The 23,788-nt window shown below is 71.5% G+C and carries 25 protein-coding genes and 1 tRNA gene; 11 read left to right on the forward strand and 15 right to left on the reverse strand.

The features are described 5' to 3' along the window. The first annotated feature begins 247 nt into the window (after window positions 1-247). From ABT127_RS04355 to ABT127_RS04365, 3 genes are read left to right on the forward strand one after another with little or no spacing between them, the layout of a single operon-like run. Entirely contained in the window at window positions 248-1,423 is a 1,176-nt protein-coding gene (locus ABT127_RS04355; RefSeq protein ID WP_351444414.1) for an HpcH/HpaI aldolase/citrate lyase family protein, read from the forward strand. Further along, window positions 1,420-3,906, forward strand: coding sequence for a phosphoribosyltransferase (locus ABT127_RS04360; protein WP_502971627.1), 2,487 nt, complete (start codon window positions 1,420-1,422; stop codon window positions 3,904-3,906). The genes ABT127_RS04355 and ABT127_RS04360 overlap by 4 nt, the downstream gene beginning before the upstream one ends. Then, window positions 3,903-4,718, forward strand: coding sequence for an HAD family hydrolase (locus ABT127_RS04365; RefSeq protein WP_351444416.1), 816 nt, complete (start codon window positions 3,903-3,905; stop codon window positions 4,716-4,718). The genes ABT127_RS04360 and ABT127_RS04365 overlap by 4 nt, the downstream gene beginning before the upstream one ends. A 343-nt stretch (window positions 4,719-5,061) precedes the next feature. On the opposite strand, the gene ABT127_RS04370 is transcribed toward ABT127_RS04365, so the two are convergent. The 3 genes from ABT127_RS04370 to ABT127_RS04380 form a co-directional block, all read right to left on the reverse strand. Continuing rightward, window positions 5,062-5,283, reverse strand: coding sequence for an FmdB family zinc ribbon protein (locus ABT127_RS04370; RefSeq protein ID WP_351444418.1), 222 nt, complete (start codon window positions 5,281-5,283; stop codon window positions 5,062-5,064). Window positions 5,284-5,305: 22 nt separating this feature from the next. After that, window positions 5,306-5,806: a DUF4383 domain-containing protein gene (locus ABT127_RS04375; protein WP_351444419.1), complete on the reverse strand. Its 501-nt coding sequence runs from the start codon at window positions 5,804-5,806 to the stop codon at window positions 5,306-5,308. A 102-nt stretch (window positions 5,807-5,908) separates the two neighbouring features. After that, window positions 5,909-7,339 carry a hypothetical protein gene (locus ABT127_RS04380; protein WP_502971628.1) on the reverse strand — a complete coding sequence of 477 codons (1,431 nt, stop codon included), beginning with the start codon at window positions 7,337-7,339 and terminating at the stop codon, window positions 5,909-5,911. A gap of 216 nt (window positions 7,340-7,555) precedes the next feature. Between ABT127_RS04380 and ABT127_RS04385 the strand changes: the two genes are divergently transcribed. After that, window positions 7,556-7,627: transfer RNA gene (locus ABT127_RS04385), tRNA-Val, on the forward strand. Window positions 7,628-8,105: 478 nt separating this feature from the next. Then, complete coding sequence (locus ABT127_RS04390) at window positions 8,106-8,747, forward strand: hypothetical protein (protein ID WP_351444420.1); 642 nt, start codon at window positions 8,106-8,108, stop codon at window positions 8,745-8,747. Between the two features lie 1,295 nt (window positions 8,748-10,042). On the opposite strand, the gene ABT127_RS04395 is transcribed toward ABT127_RS04390, so the two are convergent. The 3 genes from ABT127_RS04395 to ABT127_RS04405 all read right to left on the reverse strand — a co-directional run bounded on the left by ABT127_RS04395 (window position 10,043) and on the right by ABT127_RS04405 (window position 11,944). Beyond that, window positions 10,043-10,360, reverse strand: coding sequence for a hypothetical protein (locus ABT127_RS04395; RefSeq protein ID WP_351444421.1), 318 nt, complete (start codon window positions 10,358-10,360; stop codon window positions 10,043-10,045). 473 nt (window positions 10,361-10,833) lie between these two features. Further along, window positions 10,834-11,295 carry a hypothetical protein gene (locus ABT127_RS04400; protein WP_351444422.1) on the reverse strand — a complete coding sequence of 154 codons (462 nt, stop codon included), beginning with the start codon at window positions 11,293-11,295 and terminating at the stop codon, window positions 10,834-10,836. A gap of 463 nt (window positions 11,296-11,758) precedes the next feature. Next, the gene (locus ABT127_RS04405; RefSeq protein ID WP_351444424.1) at window positions 11,759-11,944 is read right to left on the reverse strand and encodes a hypothetical protein; all 186 of its coding nucleotides are present in this window, start codon (window positions 11,942-11,944) and stop codon (window positions 11,759-11,761) included. Between the two features lie 141 nt (window positions 11,945-12,085). On the opposite strand from ABT127_RS04405, the gene ABT127_RS04410 reads away from it, so the two are divergent. The 3 genes from ABT127_RS04410 to ABT127_RS04420 all read left to right on the forward strand — a co-directional run bounded on the left by ABT127_RS04410 (window position 12,086) and on the right by ABT127_RS04420 (window position 12,939). Continuing rightward, window positions 12,086-12,268 carry a hypothetical protein gene (locus ABT127_RS04410; RefSeq protein ID WP_351444425.1) on the forward strand — a complete coding sequence of 61 codons (183 nt, stop codon included), beginning with the start codon at window positions 12,086-12,088 and terminating at the stop codon, window positions 12,266-12,268. A gap of 108 nt (window positions 12,269-12,376) precedes the next feature. Next, window positions 12,377-12,604: a hypothetical protein gene (locus ABT127_RS04415; protein WP_351444426.1), complete on the forward strand. Its 228-nt coding sequence runs from the start codon at window positions 12,377-12,379 to the stop codon at window positions 12,602-12,604. Between the two features lie 101 nt (window positions 12,605-12,705). Next, window positions 12,706-12,939, forward strand: a complete 234-nt coding sequence (locus tag ABT127_RS04420) for a hypothetical protein (RefSeq protein WP_351444427.1) — start codon at window positions 12,706-12,708, stop codon at window positions 12,937-12,939. Between the two features lie 65 nt (window positions 12,940-13,004). Here the strand turns inward: ABT127_RS04420 and ABT127_RS04425 are convergent, their stop codons facing one another. Next, entirely contained in the window at window positions 13,005-13,415 is a 411-nt protein-coding gene (locus ABT127_RS04425; RefSeq protein WP_351444428.1) for a hypothetical protein, read from the reverse strand. Window positions 13,416-13,609: 194 nt separating this feature from the next. After that, a complete protein-coding gene (locus tag ABT127_RS04430; RefSeq protein ID WP_351444430.1) occupies window positions 13,610-13,981 on the reverse strand; it encodes a DUF8825 domain-containing protein in 372 nt (123 codons plus the stop codon). A gap of 110 nt (window positions 13,982-14,091) precedes the next feature. On the opposite strand from ABT127_RS04430, the gene ABT127_RS04435 reads away from it, so the two are divergent. Continuing rightward, window positions 14,092-14,322, forward strand: a complete 231-nt coding sequence (locus ABT127_RS04435) for a DUF2277 domain-containing protein (protein ID WP_018530860.1) — start codon at window positions 14,092-14,094, stop codon at window positions 14,320-14,322. Here ABT127_RS04435 and ABT127_RS04440 read toward each other — a convergent pair. Beyond that, window positions 14,310-14,936, reverse strand: a complete 627-nt coding sequence (locus ABT127_RS04440; protein WP_351444431.1) for a DedA family protein — start codon at window positions 14,934-14,936, stop codon at window positions 14,310-14,312. The genes ABT127_RS04435 and ABT127_RS04440 overlap by 13 nt on opposite strands. A gap of 258 nt (window positions 14,937-15,194) precedes the next feature. Between ABT127_RS04440 and ABT127_RS04445 the strand changes: the two genes are divergently transcribed. Beyond that, window positions 15,195-15,737, forward strand: coding sequence for a superoxide dismutase family protein (locus ABT127_RS04445; RefSeq protein WP_351444432.1), 543 nt, complete (start codon window positions 15,195-15,197; stop codon window positions 15,735-15,737). 100 nt (window positions 15,738-15,837) lie between these two features. Here ABT127_RS04445 and ABT127_RS04450 read toward each other — a convergent pair whose 3' ends face one another. The 5 genes from ABT127_RS04450 to ABT127_RS04465 form a co-directional block, all read right to left on the reverse strand. Continuing rightward, on the reverse strand, window positions 15,838-16,287 hold the full coding sequence (locus ABT127_RS04450) for a DoxX family protein (protein ID WP_351444433.1): 450 nt from the start codon (window positions 16,285-16,287) through the stop codon (window positions 15,838-15,840). A gap of 127 nt (window positions 16,288-16,414) precedes the next feature. Next, window positions 16,415-18,385 carry an FAD/NAD(P)-binding protein gene (locus ABT127_RS04455; RefSeq protein ID WP_351444434.1) on the reverse strand — a complete coding sequence of 657 codons (1,971 nt, stop codon included), beginning with the start codon at window positions 18,383-18,385 and terminating at the stop codon, window positions 16,415-16,417. A gap of 340 nt (window positions 18,386-18,725) precedes the next feature. Further along, window positions 18,726-18,803: a 50S ribosomal protein bL37 gene (locus ABT127_RS39305; protein WP_370443954.1), complete on the reverse strand. Its 78-nt coding sequence runs from the start codon at window positions 18,801-18,803 to the stop codon at window positions 18,726-18,728. 104 nt (window positions 18,804-18,907) lie between these two features. Next, a complete protein-coding gene (locus tag ABT127_RS04460; protein WP_351444436.1) occupies window positions 18,908-20,539 on the reverse strand; it encodes an alkaline phosphatase D family protein in 1,632 nt (543 codons plus the stop codon). Between the two features lie 168 nt (window positions 20,540-20,707). Beyond that, window positions 20,708-21,376, reverse strand: coding sequence for an HNH endonuclease family protein (locus ABT127_RS04465; protein WP_351444437.1), 669 nt, complete (start codon window positions 21,374-21,376; stop codon window positions 20,708-20,710). 683 nt (window positions 21,377-22,059) lie between these two features. Between ABT127_RS04465 and ABT127_RS04470 the strand changes: the two genes are divergently transcribed. Further along, entirely contained in the window at window positions 22,060-22,728 is a 669-nt protein-coding gene (locus ABT127_RS04470) for an HAD-IA family hydrolase (RefSeq protein ID WP_351444438.1), read from the forward strand. An 11-nt stretch (window positions 22,729-22,739) separates the two neighbouring features. On the opposite strand, the gene ABT127_RS04475 is transcribed toward ABT127_RS04470, so the two are convergent. Further along, window positions 22,740-23,762, reverse strand: coding sequence for a peptidoglycan-binding domain-containing protein (locus ABT127_RS04475; protein ID WP_351444439.1), 1,023 nt, complete (start codon window positions 23,760-23,762; stop codon window positions 22,740-22,742). Window positions 23,763-23,788 lie beyond the last annotated feature (26 nt).

The following is a 23,788-nucleotide window of genomic DNA, read 5'->3' on the forward strand; positions in this document are numbered from 1 at the left end:
CATCCTGCCTTCCCCGGCCCGGCCAGGACAACGCGGGGTGCCGGGCCCATCGGCCGAATCGGAGGCCGGAAGACATCCCTGGACATACACGGGTTACCAGAATTTCATTGCGGGCGGGAACCCTTGACATGGCTTTGTACGTACTATTACCGGCCACCTCGTACGTTTCACGTCGGGGCACCGGGCAGCCGGAGTAGCCGTCACGGGGCGGTTCAGGGTCAGAGCAGGGTCGTATCGGGGGAGTCTTATGCGTCATTTCGGGCACATTGCCCCTCAGGTGCGGAAGCGTCTGTTCCATCGCGAGCCGCAGCTCTTCAGCGCGGACTCCCCGCCCCGCATGCTCGCGGCAGCACTGGGCGCCACGCTCTACAGCCCGGCCACCCGACCGCGCCTCGCGGACGACGTGCTCAAGCAGGCCGGTCGCGGCGTCGTCTCCATGGTGCTCTGCCTGGAGGATTCGATCGACGACGCGGAGGTGGGCGGCGCCGAGGACAATCTGGTCCGCCAGTTCACCGACCTTCTGGCGAGAAGCGAGCGGGACGGGGCCGAGCCGCCGCTGCTGTTCATTCGCGTCCGCACTCCCGAGCAGATCACCGACCTCACCCGTCGCCTCGGTCCCGCCGCGGCGCTGCTGTCCGGATTCGTGCTGCCCAAGTTCACCGAGGAGCGGGGCGTTCCGTTCCTCGAGGCGCTGACCGCCGCCGAGGCGGCCTCGGGGCGGCGGCTTTTCGCCATGCCGGTCCTCGAGTCCCCCGAGCTGCTCCACCTGGAGACCCGCACCGAGACCCTCGCCGGGATCTCCCGCACCGTCGACAAGTACCGCGACCGCGTGCTCGCGCTCCGGCTCGGCGTCACCGACTTCTGCTCGGCGTACGGGCTGCGCCGCCCCGCCGACCTGACGGCGTACGACGTCCAGATAGTGGCCTCGGTGATCGCCGACGTGGTCAACCGGCTGGGGCGGGCCGACGGCACCGGCTTCACGGTCACCGGTCCCGTCTGGGAGTACTTCCGCCACCAGGAGCGGATGTTCAAGCCGCAGCTGCGCCGCAGCCCCTTCCTTGAGGAGGACGCGGAGCCGTTGCGCGCCGCGCTCATCGAGCACGACCTGGACGGGCTGCTGCGCGAGATCGCCCTCGACCGGGCCAACGGCCTGCTCGGCAAGACCTGCATCCACCCCTCGCACGTCCTGCCCGTCCACGCGTTGTCCGTGGTCAGCCACGAGGAGTACAGCGACGCGCGGGACATCCTCAGCCCCGAGCGGGACGGCGGCGGCGTCCTCAGGTCGGCGTACACGAACAAGATGAACGAGGTGAAGCCGCATCGCGCCTGGGCCGAGCGGACCCTCCAGCGCGCGGAGGCGTTCGGCGTGGCCCAGGAGGACGTCGGTTTCGTGGAGCTGCTGACGGCGGGGCTGCCCGCATGACGACCGAGGCGAGGAATGCGGTGGACGCTGACGGCACGGTGGACGCGGTGGACGGTGTGTGGTCGGGGACCTGGGTGGCCGACCGGCTCGGCGTCGAGCTGACCGGTGACGCGGAGCTGACCGACCTGCTGGGGCTCGCGCTGCGCCGCAACCCCAAGCGCGCCCACCTCCTGGTGTCGAACGTGCTGGGCAAGCACGTCCCCCAGCGCCCGTCGGTGGTCTGGCGCACCGGCCACGACCTGGGCGTACGTGTCCGTGAACTGCTCGGCGACGAGGCGGCGCGACGCTCCGTCGTGCTCGGCTACGCGGAGACCGCGACGGGCCTCGGCCACTCGGTCGCCGACGGGCTCGCCCTCGCCCCCTACCTGCACTCCACGCGCCGCCCCGTCGCGGGGGTGGCCCGCGCGGGCGGCTTCGAGGAGTCCCACTCGCACGCCACCTCGCACCTGCTCCTGCCGGAGAACCCGCGGCTGCTGGCCGGTGACGGCCCGCTGGTCCTCGTGGACGACGAGTTCTCCACCGGCAACACGGTCCTGAACACCATCCGTGTCCTGCACGAGCTGCACGCGCGCGAGCGGTACGTGATCGTCGCGCTCGTCGACATGCGCTCGCCCGACGACCAGGGCCGGCTCGCCGCGTTCGCGCAGGAGATCGGCGCCCGCGTGGACCTGATCGTGTCCGCGCGCGGGACGGTACGGCTGCCCGACGGCGTCCTGGAGAAGGGGCAGGCGTTGGTCGCCGCGTACGAGAAGAGCCACGCGGAGAGCGCGGCGGCCGCCCTGCCGCGACCGCGCCGCACGCGCGGCGAGATCGTCCGGGTCGCCGGCCTCGGCTGGCCCGAGGGCGTGCCGGACGGCGGGCGGCACGGGTTCGGCCCCGAGCACCGCGAGCGGCTGGAGGCGGCCCTCCCCGCGATGGCCGAGCGGCTGGCCCCCCACGTCCGGGGGCGCGTCCTGGTGCTGGGCAACGAGGAGTTGATGTACGCCCCGCTGCGGCTCGCCACCGCCCTCGAGGCGACCGGCACCGACATCGTGTACTCCACCACCACCCGCTCGCCCGTCCTCGCCGTCGACGACCCGGGCTACGCGATCCGCACCCGCCTCGTCTTCCCCGCGCACGACGCACCGGCCGACGGGCCCGGCGAGCGCTTCGCGTACAACGTGGCGGGCGGCGGCTTCGACACGGTCGTCGTCGTCCTCGACTCGGCGGGGGACACCGCCGAACTGGCCGCGCCCGGCGGGCTGCTGGAGCGCGTGGCCGAGCACACCGCGCGCGTCGTCGTCGTGGTCGTGCCCTCGTACATCCCCGAAAGGTCCGTCATGTCGCTGCCCGAGCCGCTGCGCGGCCCCGCCTTCTCCTCGTACGCGCCCGACGAGGTCGGCTGGCTGCTCCAGGACCTGTCCGACGTACGGCTCGAGGCGCCCACCGAGGAGCGCGAGGAGGCCATCCAGAGCGGCGGCGCGCACTACGCGGAGTCGCTGCCGGTCGAGTACCAGCCCAGTGAGCAGTACCAGGGGCTGTTCCACGCCGCGCTCGACACGTCGGCGGGCCGGATCGCGCGGGCGGTGGGCGTGGTCACGGAGACGGTGCTCGCCGAGCGCGCGCCGCGCCGCCCGGTCCTCGTCTCGCTCGCACGGGCGGGCACCCCGGTCGGCGTGCTGATGCGGCGCTGGGCGCTCGACCGGCACGGCGTGGAGCTGCCGCACTACGCCGTGTCGATCGTGCGTGGCCGCGGCATCGACGCGACGGCGCTGCGCTGGCTGGCCGCGCACCACGACCCGGCGGACGTCGTGTTCGTCGACGGCTGGACGGGCAAGGGCGCCATCACGCGTGAACTGGCCACCGCGATCGAGGAGTTCGAGGCGGGTGGCGGGCCGCGCGGCTTCGACCCGGAGATCGCCGTGCTCGCCGACCCCGGCTCGTGCGTGCGGACGTACGGGACCCGGGAGGACTTCCTCATCCCCTCCGCCTGCCTCAACTCGACGGTCTCCGGGCTGATATCGCGCACCGTGCTGCGGGCCGACCTGGTCGGACCGGACGACTTCCACGGGGCGAAGTTCTACCGGGAGCTGGCCGGTTCGGATGTCTCGGTGCGGTTCCTGGACGCGATCCAGGAGCGGTTCGACGGGGTTGCGGACGCGGTGGACGCCGACGTCAAGGAGCTGCTCGGCGCCGACCGCACCCCGACCTGGGAGGGCTGGGCCGCCGTCGAGCGGATCAGCGAGGAGTACGGCATCCACGACGTGAACCTGGTGAAGCCCGGCGTCGGCGAGACGACCCGGGTGCTGCTGCGGCGCGTGCCGTGGAAGATCCTGGCGCGGGCCGACGCGGGCGCCGACCTGGACCATGTCAGGCTGCTTGCGGAGCAGCGCGGGGTGCCGGTGGAGGTGGTGGACGAACTGCCGTACACCTGTGTGGGGTTGATCCATCCGCGGTTCACCCGCGGGGCCACCGGTGCCGACGGCAAGGCGGTCGCCCAGTGAGCGAGCGCTCCGCGGTGACCGTCGTCGCCAGTGACCTCGACCGTACGTTGATCTACTCCGCGGGCGCGCTCGGGCTGACCGTGCCCGACGCCGAGGCGCCGCGGCTGCTCTGCGTCGAGGTGTACGAGGGCAAGCCGCTGTCCTACGTCACCGAGCGCGCCGCCGAGCTGTTGGTGGAGCTGGGCCGTCGTGCCGTGTTCGTGCCGACCACGACGCGGACGCGCGAGCAGTACGCGCGGGTGCGGCTGCCCGGACCCGCGCCGACGTACGCGATCTGTGCCAACGGGGGGCATCTGCTCGTCGACGGGGTCTCCGATCCCGAGTGGGCGCGGGGGGTCCGGGAGCGGCTGGAGGCCGAGTGCGCGCCGCTGGGTGAGGTGCGGGAGCGGATGGTCGCCGCCGCGGATCCGGCGTGGCTGCTGAAGGAGAGGGTCGCCGAAGAACTGTTCGCGTACCTCGTGGTCGACCGGGCGCAGTTGCCCGCCGGGTGGGTCAAGGAGCTCGGGGCGTGGGCCGACGGGCTCGGCTGGGGCGTGTCGCTCCAGGGGCGCAAGGTGTACGCCGTGCCGAAGCCGTTGACCAAGGGGGCGGCTGCGCGCGAGGTTGCGCGGCGGGTCGGCGCCGGGCAGGTGCTCGGGGCCGGGGACTCGTTGCTGGACGCCGATCTGCTGCTTGCTGTGGATCGGGGGTGGCGGCCCGGGCACGGGGAGTTGGCCGATGCCGGGTGGACCGCCGACGGGGTCACCGTGCTGGAGGAGCGGGGGGTTGTTGCCGGGGAGGCTGTGGTGCAGGGGTTTCTCGGGGCGCTGTGATGGTTGCGCTGCGGCTTGGTCGGGTGCGGGTCGGTGGCCGCGTCTTGCGCAGTTCCCCGCGCCCCTGGGTGGTTCTTCGTGCGCGGGCCGGTGGCCGCGTCTTGCGCAGTTCCCCGCGCCCCTGAGATGTGCACTTCGTGCGGCATCTCATCAACAGAGGCGCACCTGGTGCGGCGGCTCTTCGGAGAGGCGCGGCAGGTCTCCGGCCCTCGGGTGGGGAGGCTGCGCGCAGCGCATGCCTCAGGGGCGCGGGGAACTGCGCGAGAAGCGGCCACCGGCCGTCAGCCGACCGACAACCCGACATGGGCTGGCCCGCGCGCGGAAACTGATCGCCGACCGGAGGTCAGCCGCAGCAGCCGCCCCCGCAGCAACCCCCTCCGCCACCGCCCGCCGACGGGGCCGCCGCGGACGGCGACGCGGTGCCGGCCACCGAGATCGTCGACAGGAGTTTGACCGTGTCGGGATGGCCCGCCGGGCAGGTGGCCGGCGACGCCGACTCGGCCATCGGGCGGGACAGTTCGAACGTGTCGCCGCAGGAGCGGCAGCGGTACTCGTAGCGAGGCATGGGCCAAGACTAGCCAGCACGGTCAGCGCGCGTGGCGGGCCTTCCAGTACGGGTTGTCGTGCGGCAGGCCGCCGCTGACCCTCCCGTACATCCCGAAGATCATCAGCAGCAGTCCGACGGCGAAGCTGAACAGGACGTTCTGGAGGCGGAAGGCGAGGAAGTTGTAGCGGGTGTCCAGGAGCGCGAGGTTCACGAAGCCGCTGAGGATGAACAGGACGCCCAGGGTCATGTTGAGCGTCGAGGCGACGGCGCCGCCGGCCAGCATCCCGCCGATGAGCAGCAGGCCCGCGCACACGGACAGGACGCTGAGCGCACCGTTGGTGTTCAGGCCCGCGACCGTGTCGCCGCGGGTGTCGAAGAAGCCGATCTTGTCGATGAACCCGAGGATGCCGAACACCAGCAGCACCAGGCCCATCAGGCCCGCGCCGACGCGGTACACCGTGCTCAGCCGGTGATCAAGAGGGAGATGCTCGTCGAGCGTGACACGGCGCCGGGATCCCGGGTGGAGTACGTGCGTGGCCATGAAAGCCTCGCCTCCTCGCTCGTCGCCCCCCTGGTGAGTAGCGCGACCGCGGTACGTATCTCCAGGGTCCGCCCGGCGGGCGGCGAACGCCAGCCCGCGCCGTCAGGCGCCGCCGCGCTCCTCGCGGATCTGGGAGACGACCCGGGCCACGGTCTGCCGCACGGCCTCCGTCTCGGTGAGGAAGTGCCAGTAGTCGGGGTGGCGGCCCTCCAGGCCCTCGACGGCGCGGCCGAGGCGGGCCACCGAGTCGTCGAGCGGGCGGGCGTGGCGCGGCTCGGGCGTGGCCCGGCCGGTCATCGCCAGGCGCTGGGCGTCCCGGATCGCGAACCGGGTGCGGTCGATCTCCTGCTGCGGGTCCTTCGCCACCGCGTTCAGCCGCTGGAGGCGGTCGGAGGCGGCGGAGACCGACTCGTCGGTGCTGTTCAGCAGGGCGCGGACGGTGGACAGCAGGGCCGTCGCGTCGGGCCAGCGCTGCTCGTCGCGGGCCGTGCGGGCCTCGGCGAGCTTGGTCTCGGCCTGCCGCACGTTCTCCCCCGCGAGGTCCGGTACGCGCTGGAGGTCCTGCCAGCAGGCGGCGGAGAACCGGCGCCGCAGCTCGCTCAGGACCGGCTCGACCTGGCCCGCGCGCGTGGTCAGGGCCTGCGCCCGGGTCCGGAGCGACACGAGCCGGTGGTCGATCTCCGCGGCCTTCTCCGGAAGGCGCTCGGCCTCCACGCGGATCGTCTCGGCATCCCGCGCGACGCGCTCCGCACGCTCCAGTGTCTCGGGCACGCCGTGCTGGCCCGCCCCCTGGTTCAGCCGCGTCAGGTCCGGGCCGAGGCGGGCGAGCCGCGCGGCGAGGTCGTCGGCCTTCAGCCCCGCCTGCCGTACGCCGTCCAGTGCGGTCGTCGCGGCGAGCAGCGCCTGCCGGGCCCGCTCCACCGCGGGGGCGAGGCGGGCGAGCTGGGTCTCGGCCTTGCCGAGCAGTGGACCGAGGCCCTGCGCGAACCGGTCCAGGTCCTGCTTGGTGCGGGTCAACTGGTCCTTGGCCGCTGTCAGTTCGCTCCGGGCGCGGGAGGCCGTGCCCGCGTCGAGGTCGTCGCGGTCCAGGTCGTGGGCGTCGACGGCGGTGATGTACTGCGCGCTGACCTCGTCGATCCGGGTGCCGAGCTGCTGGAAGTCGCCGACGGCCTTGCGGGCGGCGGGGGAGTCGTCGACCGCGGTGATCGTCTCTATCGAGATGCGCAGGTCGCGCTGGGCGGTGTCCAGCTCGTAGAAGGCGGCGGCCGCGGCGTCCTTGGCCTCCTGGGCCTGGGCGCGCTGGGTCTCGGAGCGGCCGCCGAACCACTTGCGGGTGCCGCCCGCGCTGAAAGCTCCGCCGAGCACCGCGGTGAGGACCGGCACGGGGAGCAGCGTGAGGACGAGGAGATCGCGCAGGGGGCCGGCGCGTCGTACCCCGCGGCGCTGCCGCCGGAGCCGCGGATGCTGGGCGCGCGGTCGCTGAACAGCAGCGTCCCGCGTCTCGCCGGGGCGCTCGTCCGTCGCCGTCGTCACTAACTCTCCCGCGCTGCCTGTGCCGTCATCAGCCCTGCCCGGTCTTCATTGTCCCACCGGTTAATGACGAACACACGGGTCGGTTAGTTCGCGGTTCGCCGTGTGACTTTTCCGTCCGGGGCGCGGCTGACAGCTGGTGGTGGCATAGGTGTTTGCGGTGCAGGCCCATCGGCAAGGTAGGCTGTCGGCTCACCCTGGTCGCAGTGCCAGGGGTCCGGGTGCGTAGCTCAGGGGTAGAGCGCCTGCCTTACAAGCAGGATGTCGGCGGTTCGAAACCGTCCGCGCCCACCGTAGTTAAGTAGCAGGTCAGAGGCCCCCGGTGTGATCACGCCGGGGGCCTCTTCTGTACGCGTGGCCGATTGGTTCTGGTGCCGAGACTGTGCTGGACGGCCTGGCCGACACCGAGCAGGCCCTCGACGCGATCGAGGCATGACGAAACGCTTCCCACCGCCCGAAGGCGATGGGGGTCGAGGCGCATTTCGTGCTGGCGGTGCTGCGGATCCAGGGCCATCGCTATCGGCGGCGCACCGTCGGATGAGTGTGCCGGGCAGACCGGCATGTCGTTCGCAGCGAGTAGGCACCCACACAGAGAGGGCCGGCGGTTGGGACGCCGGCCCCTGCCACCGGTGGGCGCACAAGACCCCGGAGTAACTGAGTTCAGGACGTGTCACGGAGGTGACAACGGGGGTAGGCCACTGCGCACGAGGGGGACCACATGTCAGTTGAACCACCGCCAGAGCCCCGGCCCGTGCCGACGCCCGAGCCCGTGTCGACGCCCGAGCCCCAGCCGACGCCAGCACCCGTGCCGGAGCCTGAACGGGCACATGTGCGACGGCAGGGGTGGCTATCAGCCTCAGGGGCATTCCTTGCTGGCCTGGCCGCGCTCTTAGGGCTGATCACCGCCGTGGGGTCCACCTATGTTGCGGTGGCTACATATGAAGACCAACGTGAGGCCGCGGCGATTACACGCAAAGACCAGCGCAAGGCCGAAGAAAAGAAAGACGCCGAAAAGATAGACAGGTATGTCCGTAGGGTCACGCTACTGACCGATGAGGGAAGGTGGACGATCGCCAATCGGAATCTTGACATTGTTCAGGATGTGACCATCGAGTATGTTGTCGTGCTGGAAAAAATGAATCCACCAGAGATTCGACACTACAGTAAGGCGTTGGGCGTCATGCCTCCCTGTACTGTCTGGTCGCAGACGGTACAGCCTCCCAAAGGTGGCCAATTGGACTACATAGCCGCCAGATTTATCGCGGACGGGAAGTTCTGGAGAACTGCACTGGGTGGAGTCTATAGGGCGGGTGAGCAGCAGTTCGTGAGCGGCCCACTCCTCCCATTGGAATCTGTCTATCCGGGCGATAGAAGTCTGCCTGCTGCTAGGAAGGCATCATTCTGCCAGTAACCGCCACCGACCGAGTCGGAGCACTCTTCCCGTGAAGCCATTTGTCTTCGCCTCCGGAAGGTGCCGCACGTGCCTGGCAAAGCCGAGGCCGCCGCTGGCGTCGATGGGGAGGGCGTTCACGCGTCGCAGCCGGAGTTTATGCGGATGGGGCCGAGCCTCCGCAGTTTTCAACTCGTCGCCCTGGCAGTGCCTGCAACGCGTGGCCCTTGATCTGACCGAAGCTCCTGGCTCGGCATGAAGAAACGGGCCCCCACCACCCGAAGGCGGTGGGGGCCGCTGCCGCTCAGTGGTCGATCAGGTTCGCGTCGTGCGGGGCAGGCTCGTGGAGCGCCCCGCCCAGCTCCCGGAGCGTCGACTTGAGGACGGGCATGTACTGGGGTACCGCTCCGATCCACTCACGCTCATCAGCCTGCGCGTCCTCCAGCTGCCGAATCCGACGGCTGTGAACGTGTCAAGAGGCACGCGAGGCGGGTAGGCAACTCCTCCTGAGAGGGGGGGCACATGACTGCTGAACCGCCGCCGGAAACAGACCCACGATCTGAGCCGGCACCCGAGCCCGAGCCTGAGGCACCACCCGAGCCTGATCCCGAGCCGGGACCTGCCCCCGGGTCAGGCGCAGTACCGACGATCTCAGAGCCTGCGAGGCCCCCCGAGGACCGACACGGTCGTCTATCCGCCTGGGGAACATTCCTGGCAGGCGTGGCTGCAATTCTGACGGTAGTCACCGCTGTTGCATCCACTTATGTCGCCGTGGCCACATATCAGAACCAACGCAGCTCTCAAAAGCAGGACGAGGAAGACAAGGAGGCAAGGTTCGCTAGCCGCATCACGCTTCTGACGGATGAGGTGACATGGGCCATCACAAATCGGAACCTTGACAGCGTATATATGAGCCTCACCTATCGCGTTCAAGACAACAAGGTGCGCAGAGCGCCTTACAGTGCCCTCAGGCAGCTCGGCGTAATGCCACCTTGTACTGTGTGGTCTGGAAAGATCGACGTCCCCAAAAATAGCAGGGCGTACCTCGTTAGCGCTGTCTTCATTCAGGGTGACACCAATTGGATTGCGCAGCAGGACAATCTGAGCGGGTCAGGGGAATTGCCATTCATTGCAAGGCGCCCACTGGCAGGCGAATACCAAAGAGCCCCGAAGGGGGAGTCACCTGTGGCCAAAAAAGCGACATTCTGCCGGTAGTTCAGGTCGTGAGTGGCGCCGCGACTCACGAAGCCGTTTGTGCGGCAGTCGGAGCTGAGTTCGGTGTACGGCTGGGCGAGGATCCGGCGATGGATCGCGTACTACCGCGCGGCGCACCAGGCGAGGAACGCGGCGACGTACAGACCGGCGACGGTGAGCCAGGGACTGGCGGTGATGCCGAGGTGGAGCGCGACGCTGCGAGTGCGGCAGCGGCGGCGCAGCAGAGGCGGGCGGTGCGGAGTGCGGGTGTCGTCGGGGCGTCGTTCGGGGTAGTTGGCGGTCGTGATGGTGGTGGTGCTCGAGGTGGCGTTGTGGCGTATGAACCAGCGGTAGAGGGTGCGCCCTGCCCACCGGATGGTCAGCAGGAGCGCGGAGGCGACAGGCCAGACGACCAGCGCGACGCAGAGGGGGCCGGACATGGCAGGCGGCCTTGTTGTACTCGTCGGTCGGTGCGGGTACGGCGGTGCGTGGCTGCCGCCACATGCCCGTGATGGCGCTGGCGATGAGGAACACGGCGAGCGCGAACAGGGTGGCCACGGCTCCGGTGGTGGCTGCGGCGGTGAGGATGGCGCGGCCGATGACCTGCGGGGCGAGGGTGGCGAGGTCATGAACGATCACGAGCGCGGTCCTCGTCGGCGGCCTGCTGCTCTGGGGCGTCTCGAACAGCAGCTGCGGCCTGGCCGAGAGCACGTGCTCGTAGCCCGGTACGTCGTACATGCGGCCCACCTCGGCGCTGCAGTACCTGCTGACGATGGCGGGACGTCCTTCGATTGTGCAGCTCCGTGCTCACGCCCTGGAGGTGCGGCGAGCGCCCTGACACTCGTGGACCCGCCATCCTGAACGAGTGGTCGGCGGGCCACTGCGCGCGGGCGGATTCTCACCGCTGACTGCGTCAGAAGGTGCCGAGAACGCCGAGGTCAGCTCGGGCCTGCTCGTGGTACCGGTTCAGGAGTCCTATGAGCCCGTCCTCGGCAGGGGCATTCTCGCCTGCGCGGGCCACGCGCAGCAGCTGCCACAGGGCACGGTTCACTTCATGCGCGGCGTTGACCACGCCTGACGACGCCAGGAGGACGAGCGTCTCGAACAGCACGCTTCTCCTCAGCTCCGCGGCCTCCATCGCGGCGAGAAGTTCTCGTCTTTCATCCGTTCCCATGGGGGCCTGACTGGCTCGCTTGGCCGTGCTGGATATCTCCTTCACGCACGTTGCGTACTCGATGCATGTGTCGAGCTTGCGCTCGTCCCAGCGAGTGGTCATGGCTCGTCGATGTCTGGTGCGCTCGGCCATGCTCGTCGCCAGGAATGAGGTCAGTGCGCCGACGAGGACACCTGCGAGCGTCACTATCTGAGCGATCATGAGGTCAGACTCTGGCCACGCTCGGGTGTGCCTGCAAGGGGTCCCTCTCGGCGCTGCGACACCCGCGGTGATGTCCGGTGCGCATTGTGCCGAGTTCATCCATGTCCCGTATGGATGCGGGTAGTTGGGGTTCTATGACTCTCCCGAAGCCTGCGAGGTACGCCCTCGTCGCACTGGCCCTGTACGTGGCCGGAGTGCTGTATCTCCGGTTTGGTGCGCGTCACCCGGAGGGGTGGGGGAAGGCGTTCTTGATCTCCCTGCTCTTCACCCCGGTGGTGCTGCTGTGGTGGTGGGCCAGGGATTCGCTGATGGACAAGGCTCGCCGAGCCGGTGAGCGACGTCGAGAGGCGCGACAGGAGCGGCGGCGGACTCAAGACGCCTGAGCCGGGCGTCGGTGATGCGGTGCTCCGCCGGGGGAGGACGCGTTTGACCAGGCGGCGCTCGCCGGCCGCCCGGGGAGTGCTCAGGACGACGGGCCGAGGGCCTGGCCGGGGATGCTCGCGTTGCCCAGTGCGCGTGCCAACTCGTGCTGCGCCATGCCGCGTTCGGCCGCTCCGCGCTCGCCCGAGCCGCCTCGGCGTCGCAGTACGAGCAGACAGATGGCGATCGTGGCCACAACCGCGACCAGCGCGACGATCATGATGGTCATGTTTCCGCCCCGTTCTGCCGTGGGCCGCCCCCGGCGACCCGTGCAGAGTGAAAGTATCTCTGTCCTCGCCCGAAGGGAAGAGGAGCGCCCAGTCCCGCGGCGCGGGGTCGTCCGTCGGCCCTTCGCGGGTACTCGGGTGGCATGTTGTGGCTGAAGGTGACTGGGTTATGGGTCGGCGTCGGCCTCTTCTGGGGCGCGCTGATGGGGATGGTGCTCGATCTGTCCTGGCCGGCGGGACTGGGGCTCGGTGTGGCGTGGGGTGTGGTGGCCGGGCTGGTGTTCTGCGTGTGGATGCGGCGCCGGGCCAGGGACGACGAGAGGTGACCCCGGCCGCCTTGTCCGGCCCCGGCCCCGTCCCGTCCCGGTCGTGTCCCGTCCGGTCGACATGGACCGGCGGACCAGGGGCACTCGTCGGCCATGCGAAGACATGTGGTGGCTTCGGAGAACAGGGCGGTGGTCCGGTCCGTCGACCGGTTCCTCGTGTGGGTCTGTCCGGTCCTTGCCGTCATCGCCGTCTGCCTGGCGGTCGTGTCGCTGGCGATCGGTGAGCCCGTACGGGCCGTCTGGCAGTTCCTGCTCGCGCTCCTCATGGGGGTCGTCGCGAACGCCGCCCGGCTCCGGCTGCGGCGCGACGCGATGCCGGACGAGCGGCGTCGCTGACCCCGGATGCCGGCCCCTGAGCGTCCCGCCGCCCGGCGCTCGGAGGTCCCGAGGGTCGCGCCTGTCCGGGCTCGCGGCGGGGAACTGCCTAGGATCACCTCGTGGATCTTCCTGACAATTTGATCGAATTGCAGCGCGCGGCCGACGAAGAAGGCCGCAAGATCGAGCATCTCGACGACGGCGACCGCGAGCGGCAGCGGAACCTCTGGTTCGAAGCCGCGGCTCGCGTGCAGGAAGCCGTCACCAGGTACGCCGAGGAGAACGGCCTCGACCCGTTCGGCGTGGAGAAGCAACTCCGGCAGACCGCTCGGCACCCTCCCCACGCGGAGGGATAGGGGGCCGCACCAGAACACCTTTCCGGAGGAGTACCGGAGGAGTGCTGAGGAGCAGAGGGTGGGTGTCAGGCCGCGTCGACCCGCGCCGACGCCGTCCCGCACCGCTCCGTGTGGGTCAGGCCGCGAGAGACGAAGGCGTCCGGGCAACACGCCTCCTGGAGTTCGGAGTCCGGGTCGTGGGGGCGCAGACAGCCGGGGCCGTGGACCTCGCCGTCGGACAGGTCCCACAGGCGGCAGCAGGGGAGGTCGTCCTCGATCAGTTCGCCCGCGGCGAGGCGCCTGGCTCTGTCGTGGACGGCGAGGATGCGGTGGTGGTCCGCGCGGGACCGCTGGGCGCAGTAGGCGAGCAGCGCCGTGACGTAGGCGAGGGCGGCGGCCCACCCCACGCCGCCCGTGACGGCCAGATAGACCGCGGAGGACAGGGCGAGGAGAGCGAGGGCGGTGAGGGCGCGGGCGGTGCGGATGGCAGGGGTCATGCACACCAGATTCCCGGGCTTCGCGGCAACATGCTGACGCCTCGGCGGCCCGGGAGCGTGAGGTGCCGCGCGGCGGGCAGACGTACAACATGAAGATATTGATCGTTCTGATCGTCATCGCCGCCGTCGCCTGGTTCATCACCTCGCGTCGCAGCCGCTGACCTCCCGCACCCCGCCCCCGCCTCCGGGAATGCTCACTCCCCGGTCCCGGGGGCCGGGTCGTGCACGTGCTTCAGGCGGGCCCGGGCCTGGACCGCGTCGGTGCCGGTCAGGGCGGACCAGTGGCGGTGGCAGGTCACGAAGACGGCCAGCTCCAGCTCGCGCTGCCGGAGCTTCTCGACCGCCGCCTGCTCGTCCTCGGTCCAGCCGGGGGACGCCGGGCGCTCCAGCTTGCGCCAGCCCTGGGTGTCGCTGATCGCGTCGACCGGCTCGACCGACCAGGGGAGCCGCTTGAGCAGGGCCATCAGCTCCGCGCGCACCTGGTGCAGTTCCTCCTGCCCGGCGACGAGGTCGCCGGGGAAGCCTTGAGTGCGGGTGGAGTCGTCGGTGTCATCGTTCGCTGCCACCCGGCAATGGTACGTCTGTTCGAATTTGCGGGGCGAGCCACTTCCGGGCATTCGCCGGGGAGTTCACGCGAACGTGTGGCCGAGTGGCCGGATCGCGGCAGACTGGAATCATGTGCCGCAGCATCAAGACCCTCCGCCCGCCCGTGCTCCCCGAAGAGGCCACCGAGGACGAGATCCGGGCCGCAGCCTTGCAGTACGTACGGAAGGTGTCCGGGTTCCGGGCGCCCGCCGCGCACAACCGCGAGGTGTTCGAACGGGCCGTCGACGAGATCGCCCGCGCCACCGCCGAGCTGCTCGACGGCCTTGAGGTGCGGGGTTCCGCGAAGGCTCAGGCTTCCTGAGGGACCGGGCGGCGCATCACGTACGCCGCCACCGTGCCCGCGCCGATCAGGGCGAGCACCGACACGCCCGTGGACAGCCAGCTCGCGCCGAGCCACTGCGCGCCGAAGTAGCCGAGCGCCACGCTGTACGCGGCCCAGGCCACGCCCGCCAGCGCCGACCAGGGCAGGAACTCGCGGACCCGGCGATGCGCCGTGCCCGCCGCGAACGAGACGATCGAACGGCCCGCCGGCGCGAATCGGGCGATGATCACGAGGAGCCCGCCGCTGGACCGGGCGAGCGCTCCGCCGAGACGTTCCTGCGCCGTCGTCAGGCGGCGGGAGCGGGCGATGGCGCGGTCCAGGCGCTCCCCGCCGCGCCAGGCGAGACGGTAGGCGACGAGGTCACCGAGGACCGAGGCCGTCGCGGCACAGAGCGTGAGGGCCAGCAGTTCGGGGGTGCTGCTCGGCATCTGGCCCGTGGCGGCGCCCGCCGTCCCGGCCGCGGCCGCCGTGGCCGCCGTCACCACGAGGAAACCGCTCGGCAGCACGGGCAGGAAGACGTCGAAGAGCACGGAGAGCGCCACGACCACGTAGATCCATGGGCTGTCGGCCAGCGACCCCACACTCTCCAGCACTGCGCGCCAACTCCCTGTACGAGCCGTTCTACGGCCGTTCCCTCCACGAGGGAGCACACAGGAGCGGCTACATGTCAGCTGTACAGCGTACGCGTCAGGTGTGGCGGAAGTGCCGAAAGTGGCACAGATGTTCCTCATCTCACGCCGGACCCTCCCATCTGTGTCCGGTTCACCCGGGTGCCGCGCTCCGCTCGGTGTGGTGCGCTCGGTTCCCGTACGAACGACCGCAGACGCAGAAGTCGAAGAAGAGGAGCGGTGATGGTGGCAGGAATGGTGACCGGCGCCCTCGCGGCGGCCGTGCTGGCGGCAGGCGGCGGGGGAGGCCCAAGCACCGGGGATTGCTACTGGGTGATGGCACAGGGCAGGTTCGCACCGGCGACGGCGTTCGTGCCCTCGTCCGCGATCACGTACGACCAGAAGCTGGTCCCCGCGGGTTCGTCGATCAAGGTCCAGCAGTTCGGCGACGACTCCGGCATGACCGTGGACCTGCGCGTCGCGGGGCTGGTGCCCGGTCACACGTACGGCGCCCACGTCCACCAGAAGCCCTGCGGCGCCGATCCGAAGGCCGCGGGCGGGCACTATCAGCACGTGGTGGACCCGAAGCAGGCCAACGCCCGCAACGAGGTCTGGCTGGACTTCACCGCCGACGCCTCGGGGGCCGGCTCGGCGGTCGCGCGCAAGACGTGGGGGCTCCGCTCCGGCGGGGCGGGGTCGGTCGTGCTGCACGACATGCCGGGCATGACGGGGGCGAGGGTCGCGTGCCTCACGGTGGGTTTCGCGCCGTCCCCGCGGTCCTCGTAGCCCTCCGGCGGCCGCCCGCGCGGAGCTGAGAGCCGACACGGCGCCCGCACTCCCACAGGAGCGCGGGCGCCGGTGTGCGCGGGCCGGAGAGCCGCGGTCGTCAGGCCGCCACAGTCTCGCGCTGCGCGGAGGTCTCCGCGGTCCGTGTCCCGCGGCGGGAGAACAGCCGGTCGAGGCCCAGGGCGCCGGAGCCGGTGAAGACGAGCAGCAGCATCGTCCAGCAGAACAGCGCCGAGGCCTCGCCGCCGTTCTGCAGCGGCCACAGGGCCGAGGGCTGGTGCACGTCGAAGTAGGCGTAGGCCATCGAGCCCGACGCGACGAACGCCGCGATACGGGTGCCGAAGCCGATCAGCACGAGACCGCCGCCGACGAGCTGGATGACGGCCGCGTACCAGGCGGGCCAGGCGCCGGCGGCCACGGTGCCGCCGCCCTGCGCGCCGCCGAGGACGCCGAAGAGGGCGGCGGCGCCGTGGCAGGTGAAGAGCAGGCCGATGACGATGCGGAACAGGCCGAGGGCATAGGGCTGGGCGGTGTTGAGACGTCCGGTCATGGGGGACTCCTTCGGTCGGTTGTCGGTCCTCGGCCGGGGTTGGGGACGCGGCCGAGTTCACCGATGTGGTCGGCGCCGCCGTTGCCGCCGTTGCCACCGATGTGGGAGTGGTTCAGATTAGGGGTGCCTAAGTTGTGCTTGCAACTTCAACATTCGGCCATGATCGACTCTCGATGATCTTGGCGGCGGGGTCCGTTTCGGTCCTTTCGCTGCTTTCGGTCGAGCGCAGCGCGGCCCGGGCCACCGCGTCGGCGTCCGACAGCGTCACCGAGTCGACACCGGGGCGCGCCCCCGCCGCCGTCACCCAGTGCACCCCCTCGGTGGGCACGCCGAACGCGAACCGCCCTGCGTGGGCTCGTCCCTGACGATTGATCAGGCGATAGGGGCGCGGTGTGACGTCGAGGCCGCCGGTCTCGTGGTCGTCGACGGTGTGCGGGCGGGCCTGGCCGGTTTTCAGCAGCCGGGCGAGCAGGTCGTCGGTGGTGCGGCGCACGTCCGGTTCCGGGAGCCTGGCCTCGATGAGTGTGGTGGCTGTCACGGTCGAGCCCGGGACGTCCGGCGAGTGCGCGACGAACCGGCCGTTCTCGGGCACGACGTCCAGGTGCGGGCCGACGACGGTCAGCACGCCCGCCTCGATCAGGGCCGTCATCTCCTCGATGCGGCGGCGCGGCGGGCCGATGGACAGGAACGCGTTGAGCGGGGTGTACCAGCGGTCGAGGTGGTCGCGGCGCGAGGCGCCGGTCAGGCCGCCGTGGTCGACCACGAGGCGCAGTTCGTTGCGCAGGTCGCGCAGGACGTCGAGGGCGGCCTTCACGGGGCCGTCGACATTGCCGAGCGCGGCATGGGCGGCGTCCTCGCGCAGGCGCTCCAGCAGCCAGTCCCGCCAGTCGGCGGTGGAGGCGGGGGTGCGGCCCGAGTGCGGGCGCGAGATCCGGTCCCAGGACCAGCGGTCGGCCTCGGGTATCGCGAACTCCCGCAGGACGTCGGCCTCTTGGGGGTCACCGGGGGAGCGGTGGAGTGTGGCCAGATAACGGTCGCGGAAGTGCGGGGCGGTCCGGCCGACGGCTCTCAGCAGCGCCTCGTAGTAGACCGTCTCGACCTCCTTCGCGACCAGCGGCCAGATGTCGGCGAGGAAGTCCGGGGCGTCGCCGGAGTCGGTTCTCTTGCGGAAACGGGCGATCGACTCGGGAGTGAGGACCAGCGGCCGGTGCCGTCCGTACGGGCCCTTGGCGTTGTCGCCGCGGGCCTGGTACGGGATGCCGCGGCGCGAACCCGCGTACAGGCGCGGCTCGTCGCCCGACGGCAGGTAGCGCAGGACGCCCTCCGGTGTACGGGTGTAGCGGCCGCCCCGGGCCTGCGTGAACAGGGCCATGTGGTCGAAGAAGTTGAGGCCGAGACCGCGCAGCAGGACCGTTTCCCCGGGGCGTACGCCGCTCAGGTCGAGGTCGGCCGGGTTGGCGGGCGGGACGTGGCGCAGCCCGTGCCTGCGGGCGTACTCGGTCAGGGCGCTCTCGGTCCGGGTGGGGGAGACGGGGAGGTGGCCCTGGGTGAGGACGACGGCGTGCAGGCCCGTGAGGGTGCGGCCGTCGGCGAGGGTGAGGGTCTGGCGGCCGTCGGGGGCGTCGTCGAGGCGGACGGCGCGGGTGGCGTGGACGGTGACCTCGACGCCGGGCGGGGCCGCGGCCGCCGTCTCGGCGAACACCCAGCGCAGGTAGCGGCCGTAGCGGGCCCGGGACGGATAGTCGTCGGGGCCGAGCGGTTCGCCGCCCGTGTCGTGGCGGGCCGCCCACTCGTACAGGCTCGGGCCCGGGCGGATCGGGCCCGAGCAGTCGACGCTCTCGTCCGTGAACAGGGTCACCTGGGAGGCGACCGTGTTCATCAGCAGCTGCGGAGCCTGGTCCGTGCGCCAGACCGCGCCCGCGCCCGGCGGTGCCGGGTCGATCACATGGACCGTGAGCCGGGCGCCGGGCGGCAGCAGCTCCGCCGCCGAGGCCGTCAGCCGTTCCAGGACGCTGGTGCCTCGGGGGCCCGCACCGACGATCGCGAGGCTGAACTCGGGGGTCGGCTCAGCGTGGGGTTCGGTGGGGGTGCGGGGCAAAGCGGGACTCCCGGGGCATGTGGGGCTGCTGGAAGCGGATGGTCCGCATCATCATGCCGTTTCGGGGGCGCCAGGCTAGAGGTGGAGTGGGGGTGTGGGGTGGATCACGGGTGCATGGGGGTGCGGGGTGTGGGGTGTGTCGTCGGGTGCGGGGTGCGTCGTGGTGGGTTGCGCAGTTCCTCGCGCCCCTTATCGGGTTGTTTGTCGGGTGGTGGGTCGGTGGGGGTTGGTCGCGCAGTTCCTCGCGCTCCTGGGGGCGAGTTTTGCTCGCCCGAGGGGTGCTGGAATGGCGAAGGCGGGGCGGCACCGGAGTGCTGCCCCGCCTTTTTTGTGGCCGCCGTCAGGACTGGGGACGGCTGCCGTGGTTGGCGCCGTTCTTGCGGCGGGCCTTCTTCTTGCGACGTCGCTTCGACGACATGCGTGCCTCCCAGGGGGTTGGTGCGGTCGTTCTCCCTGGGTGTCCCAGGCGAGCTCCGGACCGCCTGCCCGGCCGGGCGGGGCCGCATGGTATGACCTGCGCCACTACGAGAGATCTCTGCGTGCGGCCTCGTGAAGGGTGGCGTCGGGGCGGGCCTGGTCCAGGGTGAGGCGGGCGGAGCGGGCACGGAGGGTCAGGGTCATCAGCTGGTTGCCGAACCAGGGGCCGCCCGTCTTGCGCCACCGGAACCGTGGAGCGCCCGCGCGCGCGTGGCGGGCCACGACGCGGCCCAGGGCGCGGCCCGCGCGGCTCCAGCCGAAGCGGAAGCCGAGCCGGATCCCGGCCGGGACCGAGTTGTGCACCGGCGAGCAGGTGAGCTGCAGGACGCGGGCCGTGGGCGCGGCGGCGCCCGGCCAGCTCGGCTCCGCGATGTACGCGTGGTGGACGTCGCCGGAGAGCACGGAGATCGTCGCGGGCGCGCCCGGCCCCGAACCGGCCTCGGCGATCACATCGCCGAGCCCGTCGAAGGACGCCGGGAACGCCGCCCAGTGCTCCAGATCCGCCCGCCTGCGCAACCACTCCCCGAACCGCGCCCAGCGCGCCCCGCGCTCCCCGCGGCACAGCGCCGCGTTCCAGTTCTCGGCGTCGTGGATGAGGTGGGGGAGGAGCCAGGGCAGGGAGGTGCCGATGAGGAGGTGGTCGCAGGGCTCGGCCCGGTCGAGTGCCTGGTCGCGGAGCCACTGCGCGGTGTTGGGGTCGATCATCCCGCGGTGCTGTTCCTCCAGGACGCGGGCCGCGCGGCTGTCCACCATCAGCAGGCGTACGGAACCGAAGTCGCGGCGGTAGCTCCACCGGACCGAGGCCGGATCGGCGTCGGCCCGGCTCGCGAACGCGCGGAGCGCGTCGGTGCCGTCGGGAGCCGCGCACACGGCCTGATAGACGGGGTCGGCGGCGAGTTCGGACGGCGGCAGGTTCCCGATGTGCTGGTGCACCCAGTACGACATCAGGCCGCTGAGCAGCCGCTCCCGCCACCAGGGCGTCTCCCGCATCTCCGCGAGCCACGCGGCGCTGGTGTTCCAGTCGTCGACTATGTCGTGGTCGTCGAAGACCATCGAGCTCGGGACGGTGGACAGCAGCCAGCGGATCTCGGGGTCGAGCCAGGATTCGTAGTAGAGGCGCGTGTACTCCTGGTAGTCCGCGACCTCGGTGCCGGGCGGGTCGGTGAGGTCGCGGCGGCGGGCCAGCCACTGCTGGGTCGCCGGTGAGGTCTCGTCCGCGTAGATCTGGTCGCCGAGCAGGACGAGGACGTCGGGGCGCTCGGCGTCCGGGTCGGCGGCCAGGCGGGTCGCGAGGGTGTCCAGGGCGTCGGGGCCCACCGGGTCGTGCTCGTCGGCCGGCGGCGCGGCCCAGCGGCAGGAGCCGAACGCGACCCGGGTCGTGCGGTCGCTGTCGTACGCGGGCGTGCTGATGGTGCTCGGCGGGAACCGGGAGTCCGGCTCGGGCCAGACCGTGCCGCCGTCGAGCACCACCTCGTACGGGGTCGTGGTCCCCGGGGTGAGCCCGGTGACCGGGACGAGCGCGTAGTGGTGGCCGTCGATCTGGAAGGTCCGCGCACTGCCCCGGGCGCCGTCCGCGCAGCGCACCTCGGCGCGGCACGGCCGGCTCGCCTCGACCCAGACCGTCGCCGTCCCCTCGTCCACGTACCGCAGCAGTGGGCCCAGACGGAGCGTCGCCATGTCATGTCCTCCCCAGTCCTCCGACGTCTCCGTACGGTACGGAACGCCGGAGGGTGTTGGGGTGGTTCCGGTCGGGTTGATTCGGCGGGGTGGTTCGGCGGGGTGGTTCGGCGGCGTGGTTCGGCGGGTGGTTCCGGGAGCCGGATCGTTTCCGCAGGTGGTTGTCGGTCAGCAGCCCGAGAGGCCGGACTGGATCGCCGACTTCTCGGCCGAGTCGACCGCGAGGTTGTAGTAGTGCTTCACCTGGACGTAGGCCCGCAGGTAGGTGCAGGCGTACGCGGCGCGCGGCGGCATCCACTTCGCCGGGTCCTTGTCGCCCTTGGACTGGTTGACGTTGTCGGTGACCGCGATGAGCTGCGGGCGCGTCAGGTCGTTGGCGAAGGACTGGCGCTGGGCCGTGGTCCAGCCGCTCGCGCCGGACTTCCACGCCTCGGAGAGCGGGACGATGTGGTCGATGTCGACGTCGGAGGCCGCCGTCCAGGTCGCGCCGTCGTACTCCGAGTACCAACTGCCCGCCGTGGCGGCGCAGCTCGAACTCGTCGTGACGTTCTTGCCGTCGCGCTTGAGGACGGTTTCGCGGGTGTCGCAGGTGCCGGACTGGGTGATCCAGTGCGGGAACTTGTCCCGGCTGTAGCCGTCGGACGAGCCCTCCGTCTTCACGGTCAGTTCGGAGAGGTAGGTGCGGGCCGTGGAGGCGGCGACGGGGGTGGGCGGGGAGGCCTGGGCGGGGGTGGCCGTGGCGATGAGGGCGAGGGTGGCGGTGGTCGCCGCGAGGAGGGTTGCTCCGCGGAGTCGACGCGCGTAGATGGAGGGCGTGTGGTGGGGGGTGGGGCGCATGTGAACTCCCTTGGTGGGGGGGGTTGTTGGTGGTGGGGCGGATCTGGTCATGGTGTGGGGGTGGGGTTTCGGGGAGGTGTGCGTTGGGTGACAGGGTCGCGTCAAGATGATGTGCGGGGCAAGGGGGTGGGTCGGGGTAACTGGATTCGGGGTGGGGGGAGTTGGGGGGATTGTGGTGGTTGTGGGGTTCCCCGCGTCCTGGTGGGTTGGTCGTTTGGCTGCGGGCCGGTGGGGGCTGGTCGCGCAGTTCCCCGCGCCCCTGGGTTGTCGGTCGGCCGGCGGTTGGTGGCCGCTTCTCGCGCAGTTCCCCGCGCCCCTGTCGGGTCGTTTGTTCGTCTGCGGGCCGGTGGGGGCTGGTCGCGCCGTTCCTCGCGCCCCTGTCGGGTCGTGCGTCGGCTGACGGTCGGTGGCCGCTTCTCGCGCAGTTCCCCGCGCCCCTGTCGGGTCGTTTGCTCGTCTGCGGGCCGGTGGGGGCTGGTCGCGCCGTTCCTCGCGTCCCTGAGGTGCGCACTTCGTGCGGCATCTCGTCCAGGGGGTCCGGCCCCCGTCGGGGGTGCGGTGGTCAATGGGGGGTGCGTTTTGTATCGTGTAGGAACAAAGTGGTTCCCGCCCACTCACCCTGACCGGTGGGCGGGGCCGCCTTGGTCAGCGTTCGTTTCTCCTCCGTATCCAGGAGCTCGCCGATGACGGCCACGCCCACCGTGCTCTCCGCGCGCGCCCTCCTCCTCGACATGGACGGCACGCTCGTCAACTCCGACGCCGTGGTCGAGCGGATCTGGCGGCGCTGGGCCGCCGCGCACGGCTTCGACGGGGACGAGGTCATGGCCGTCGCCCACGGGCGCCAGGGGCACGCCACCATGGCCGAGCTGCTGCCCGAGCGGTCCGACGCGGAGAACCGTGCCGACAACGCCCGGATGCTCGCCGAGGAGACCGCCGACATGGACGGCGTCGTGCCGGTGCCGGGCGCGGCGGCTTTCCTGGACTCGCTGATCTCGGGCGCCGCGCCGCACGCCCTGGTGACCTCCGCCGACGTGGCGCTGTCGACCGGGCGGATGGCCGCCGCCGGGCTGCCGTACCCGCAGGTGCGGGTCACCGCCGAGAACGTCGGCGCCAGCAAGCCCGACCCCGAGGGCTTCCTGAAGGGGGCCGCCGAACTGGGCGTCGCCCCCGCCGACTGCATCGTCTTCGAGGACTCGGGCGCCGGGATCACGGCCGGGCTCGCCGCCGGGATGCGGGTCGTCGGGGTCGGGCCCCGCGCCGGACAGCACGGGCCCACCGTGCACGTACCCGACCTGAACGCCGTACGGGTCGAGGTCGTCGCCTCCGGGGAGATCCTGCTCCACGTGGGCTGAGCGCCCGGCCCTCAGTGGGTCTCCGCCTCCAGCGCCCTGCGGGTCGCCGGACCGTACGTGCCCGGCTCGTCCCCCTGCACCCCGCGTGCCATCTGGTAGCTGCGGACCGCGAACTCCGTCTGGCCGCTGAAGCGGCCGTCGGGCCGGCCGTAGTAGAGCGACAACTGCTTCAGGCGCTGCTGGAGTTCGGACACCTCGGGGCCCTGATCACCCCTGCGCAGGGTCGCCGGGGCCACCGCGGTCGTGGGCTGCGACGCCGATGCCGACGCCGACGCGGAGTGCGACGGCGCGGCCGAGCTGCGGGTGGGCGACGGGCTCGCGCTGTGGCTCGCGGACGGTGATGCCGTCGACGGCGTGGCCGACGGCGCCGACGCCGACGCGGAGGGCTCCGCCGCGCGGGCCGTGGGGGACGCGCTCGACGCCGTACCGGTCGGCGACGCCGAGGCCGGCACGGACGCGGACGAGGGGGTGCTGTCCGCCGCGGTCGCCACGCCGCCGTCGCCGCCCGAGGTCACCAGAACCATCACCAGCGCCGCCACGCTCAGCGCTCCGGCCACCGCGGTCAGCAGCAGCACCGGGGCGCGACGGCCCGACGGCGCGGGATCGGCGTCGGCGTCGGCGTCGATGTCGACCACCGGCTCGACGGCCGCCGGGAGCTCCGCCCGGGTGGGCGCGGCCGAGGCGGGCGGGTGCGCGTACGGGTCGGCGGGCCGGGGCGGCGGGGGCTGCGAGGGTTCCGGCAGGGTGACGTAGGGGCGGACCCGCAGCGGGCTGAAGTCCTCCGCCTCACGATCGACCGCCGCCTTCCCGCCGCCCGGGGCGTGGCTCTCCGGGGCGCGGTCGGCGGGCTCCCCGGCTCCGGGCTCCCCACTGCCGCCCGGCCCGGGAGCGACCGTCTCGCCACCCTGCGCCGTGGTGCCCGGTATCTCCGGGACCTCGGGGCTCCCCTCGCCCCCGGAACCGCTGCCCGAAGGATCGCCGGAACCCTCTCCGGCCCCCGCAACCCCGTCATGCCCGTTCTCGCGCATCGTCATCGTCCGCTCCCTCCCCAAGAGCCCCG

This window comes from Streptomyces sp. NPDC001904 (assembly GCF_040297005.1).
Taxonomy (GTDB): Bacteria; Actinomycetota; Actinomycetes; order Streptomycetales; family Streptomycetaceae; genus Streptomyces.

Coding starts and splice junctions, on each gene's coding strand:
- ABT127_RS04355 (WP_351444414.1), top strand. CDS start 248: ATGCGTCATTTCGGGCACATTGCCCCTCAGGTGCGGAAGCGTCTGTTC.
- ABT127_RS04360 (WP_502971627.1), top strand. CDS start 1,420: ATGACGACCGAGGCGAGGAATGCGGTGGACGCTGACGGCACGGTGGAC.
- ABT127_RS04370 (WP_351444418.1), bottom strand. CDS start 5,283: ATGCCTCGCTACGAGTACCGCTGCCGCTCCTGCGGCGACACGTTCGAA.
- ABT127_RS04375 (WP_351444419.1), bottom strand. CDS start 5,806: ATGGCCACGCACGTACTCCACCCGGGATCCCGGCGCCGTGTCACGCTC.
- ABT127_RS04395 (WP_351444421.1), bottom strand. CDS start 10,360: ATGTCCGGCCCCCTCTGCGTCGCGCTGGTCGTCTGGCCTGTCGCCTCC.
- ABT127_RS04400 (WP_351444422.1), bottom strand. CDS start 11,295: ATGATCGCTCAGATAGTGACGCTCGCAGGTGTCCTCGTCGGCGCACTG.
- ABT127_RS04405 (WP_351444424.1), bottom strand. CDS start 11,944: ATGACCATCATGATCGTCGCGCTGGTCGCGGTTGTGGCCACGATCGCC.
- ABT127_RS04410 (WP_351444425.1), top strand. CDS start 12,086: ATGTTGTGGCTGAAGGTGACTGGGTTATGGGTCGGCGTCGGCCTCTTC.
- ABT127_RS04425 (WP_351444428.1), bottom strand. CDS start 13,415: ATGACCCCTGCCATCCGCACCGCCCGCGCCCTCACCGCCCTCGCTCTC.
- ABT127_RS04435 (WP_018530860.1), top strand. CDS start 14,092: ATGTGCCGCAGCATCAAGACCCTCCGCCCGCCCGTGCTCCCCGAAGAG.
- ABT127_RS04445 (WP_351444432.1), top strand. CDS start 15,195: ATGGTGGCAGGAATGGTGACCGGCGCCCTCGCGGCGGCCGTGCTGGCG.
- ABT127_RS04450 (WP_351444433.1), bottom strand. CDS start 16,287: ATGACCGGACGTCTCAACACCGCCCAGCCCTATGCCCTCGGCCTGTTC.
- ABT127_RS39305 (WP_370443954.1), bottom strand. CDS start 18,803: ATGTCGTCGAAGCGACGTCGCAAGAAGAAGGCCCGCCGCAAGAACGGC.
- ABT127_RS04460 (WP_351444436.1), bottom strand. CDS start 20,539: ATGGCGACGCTCCGTCTGGGCCCACTGCTGCGGTACGTGGACGAGGGG.
- ABT127_RS04465 (WP_351444437.1), bottom strand. CDS start 21,376: ATGCGCCCCACCCCCCACCACACGCCCTCCATCTACGCGCGTCGACTC.
- ABT127_RS04470 (WP_351444438.1), top strand. CDS start 22,060: ATGACGGCCACGCCCACCGTGCTCTCCGCGCGCGCCCTCCTCCTCGAC.
- ABT127_RS04475 (WP_351444439.1), bottom strand. CDS start 23,762: ATGACGATGCGCGAGAACGGGCATGACGGGGTTGCGGGGGCCGGAGAG.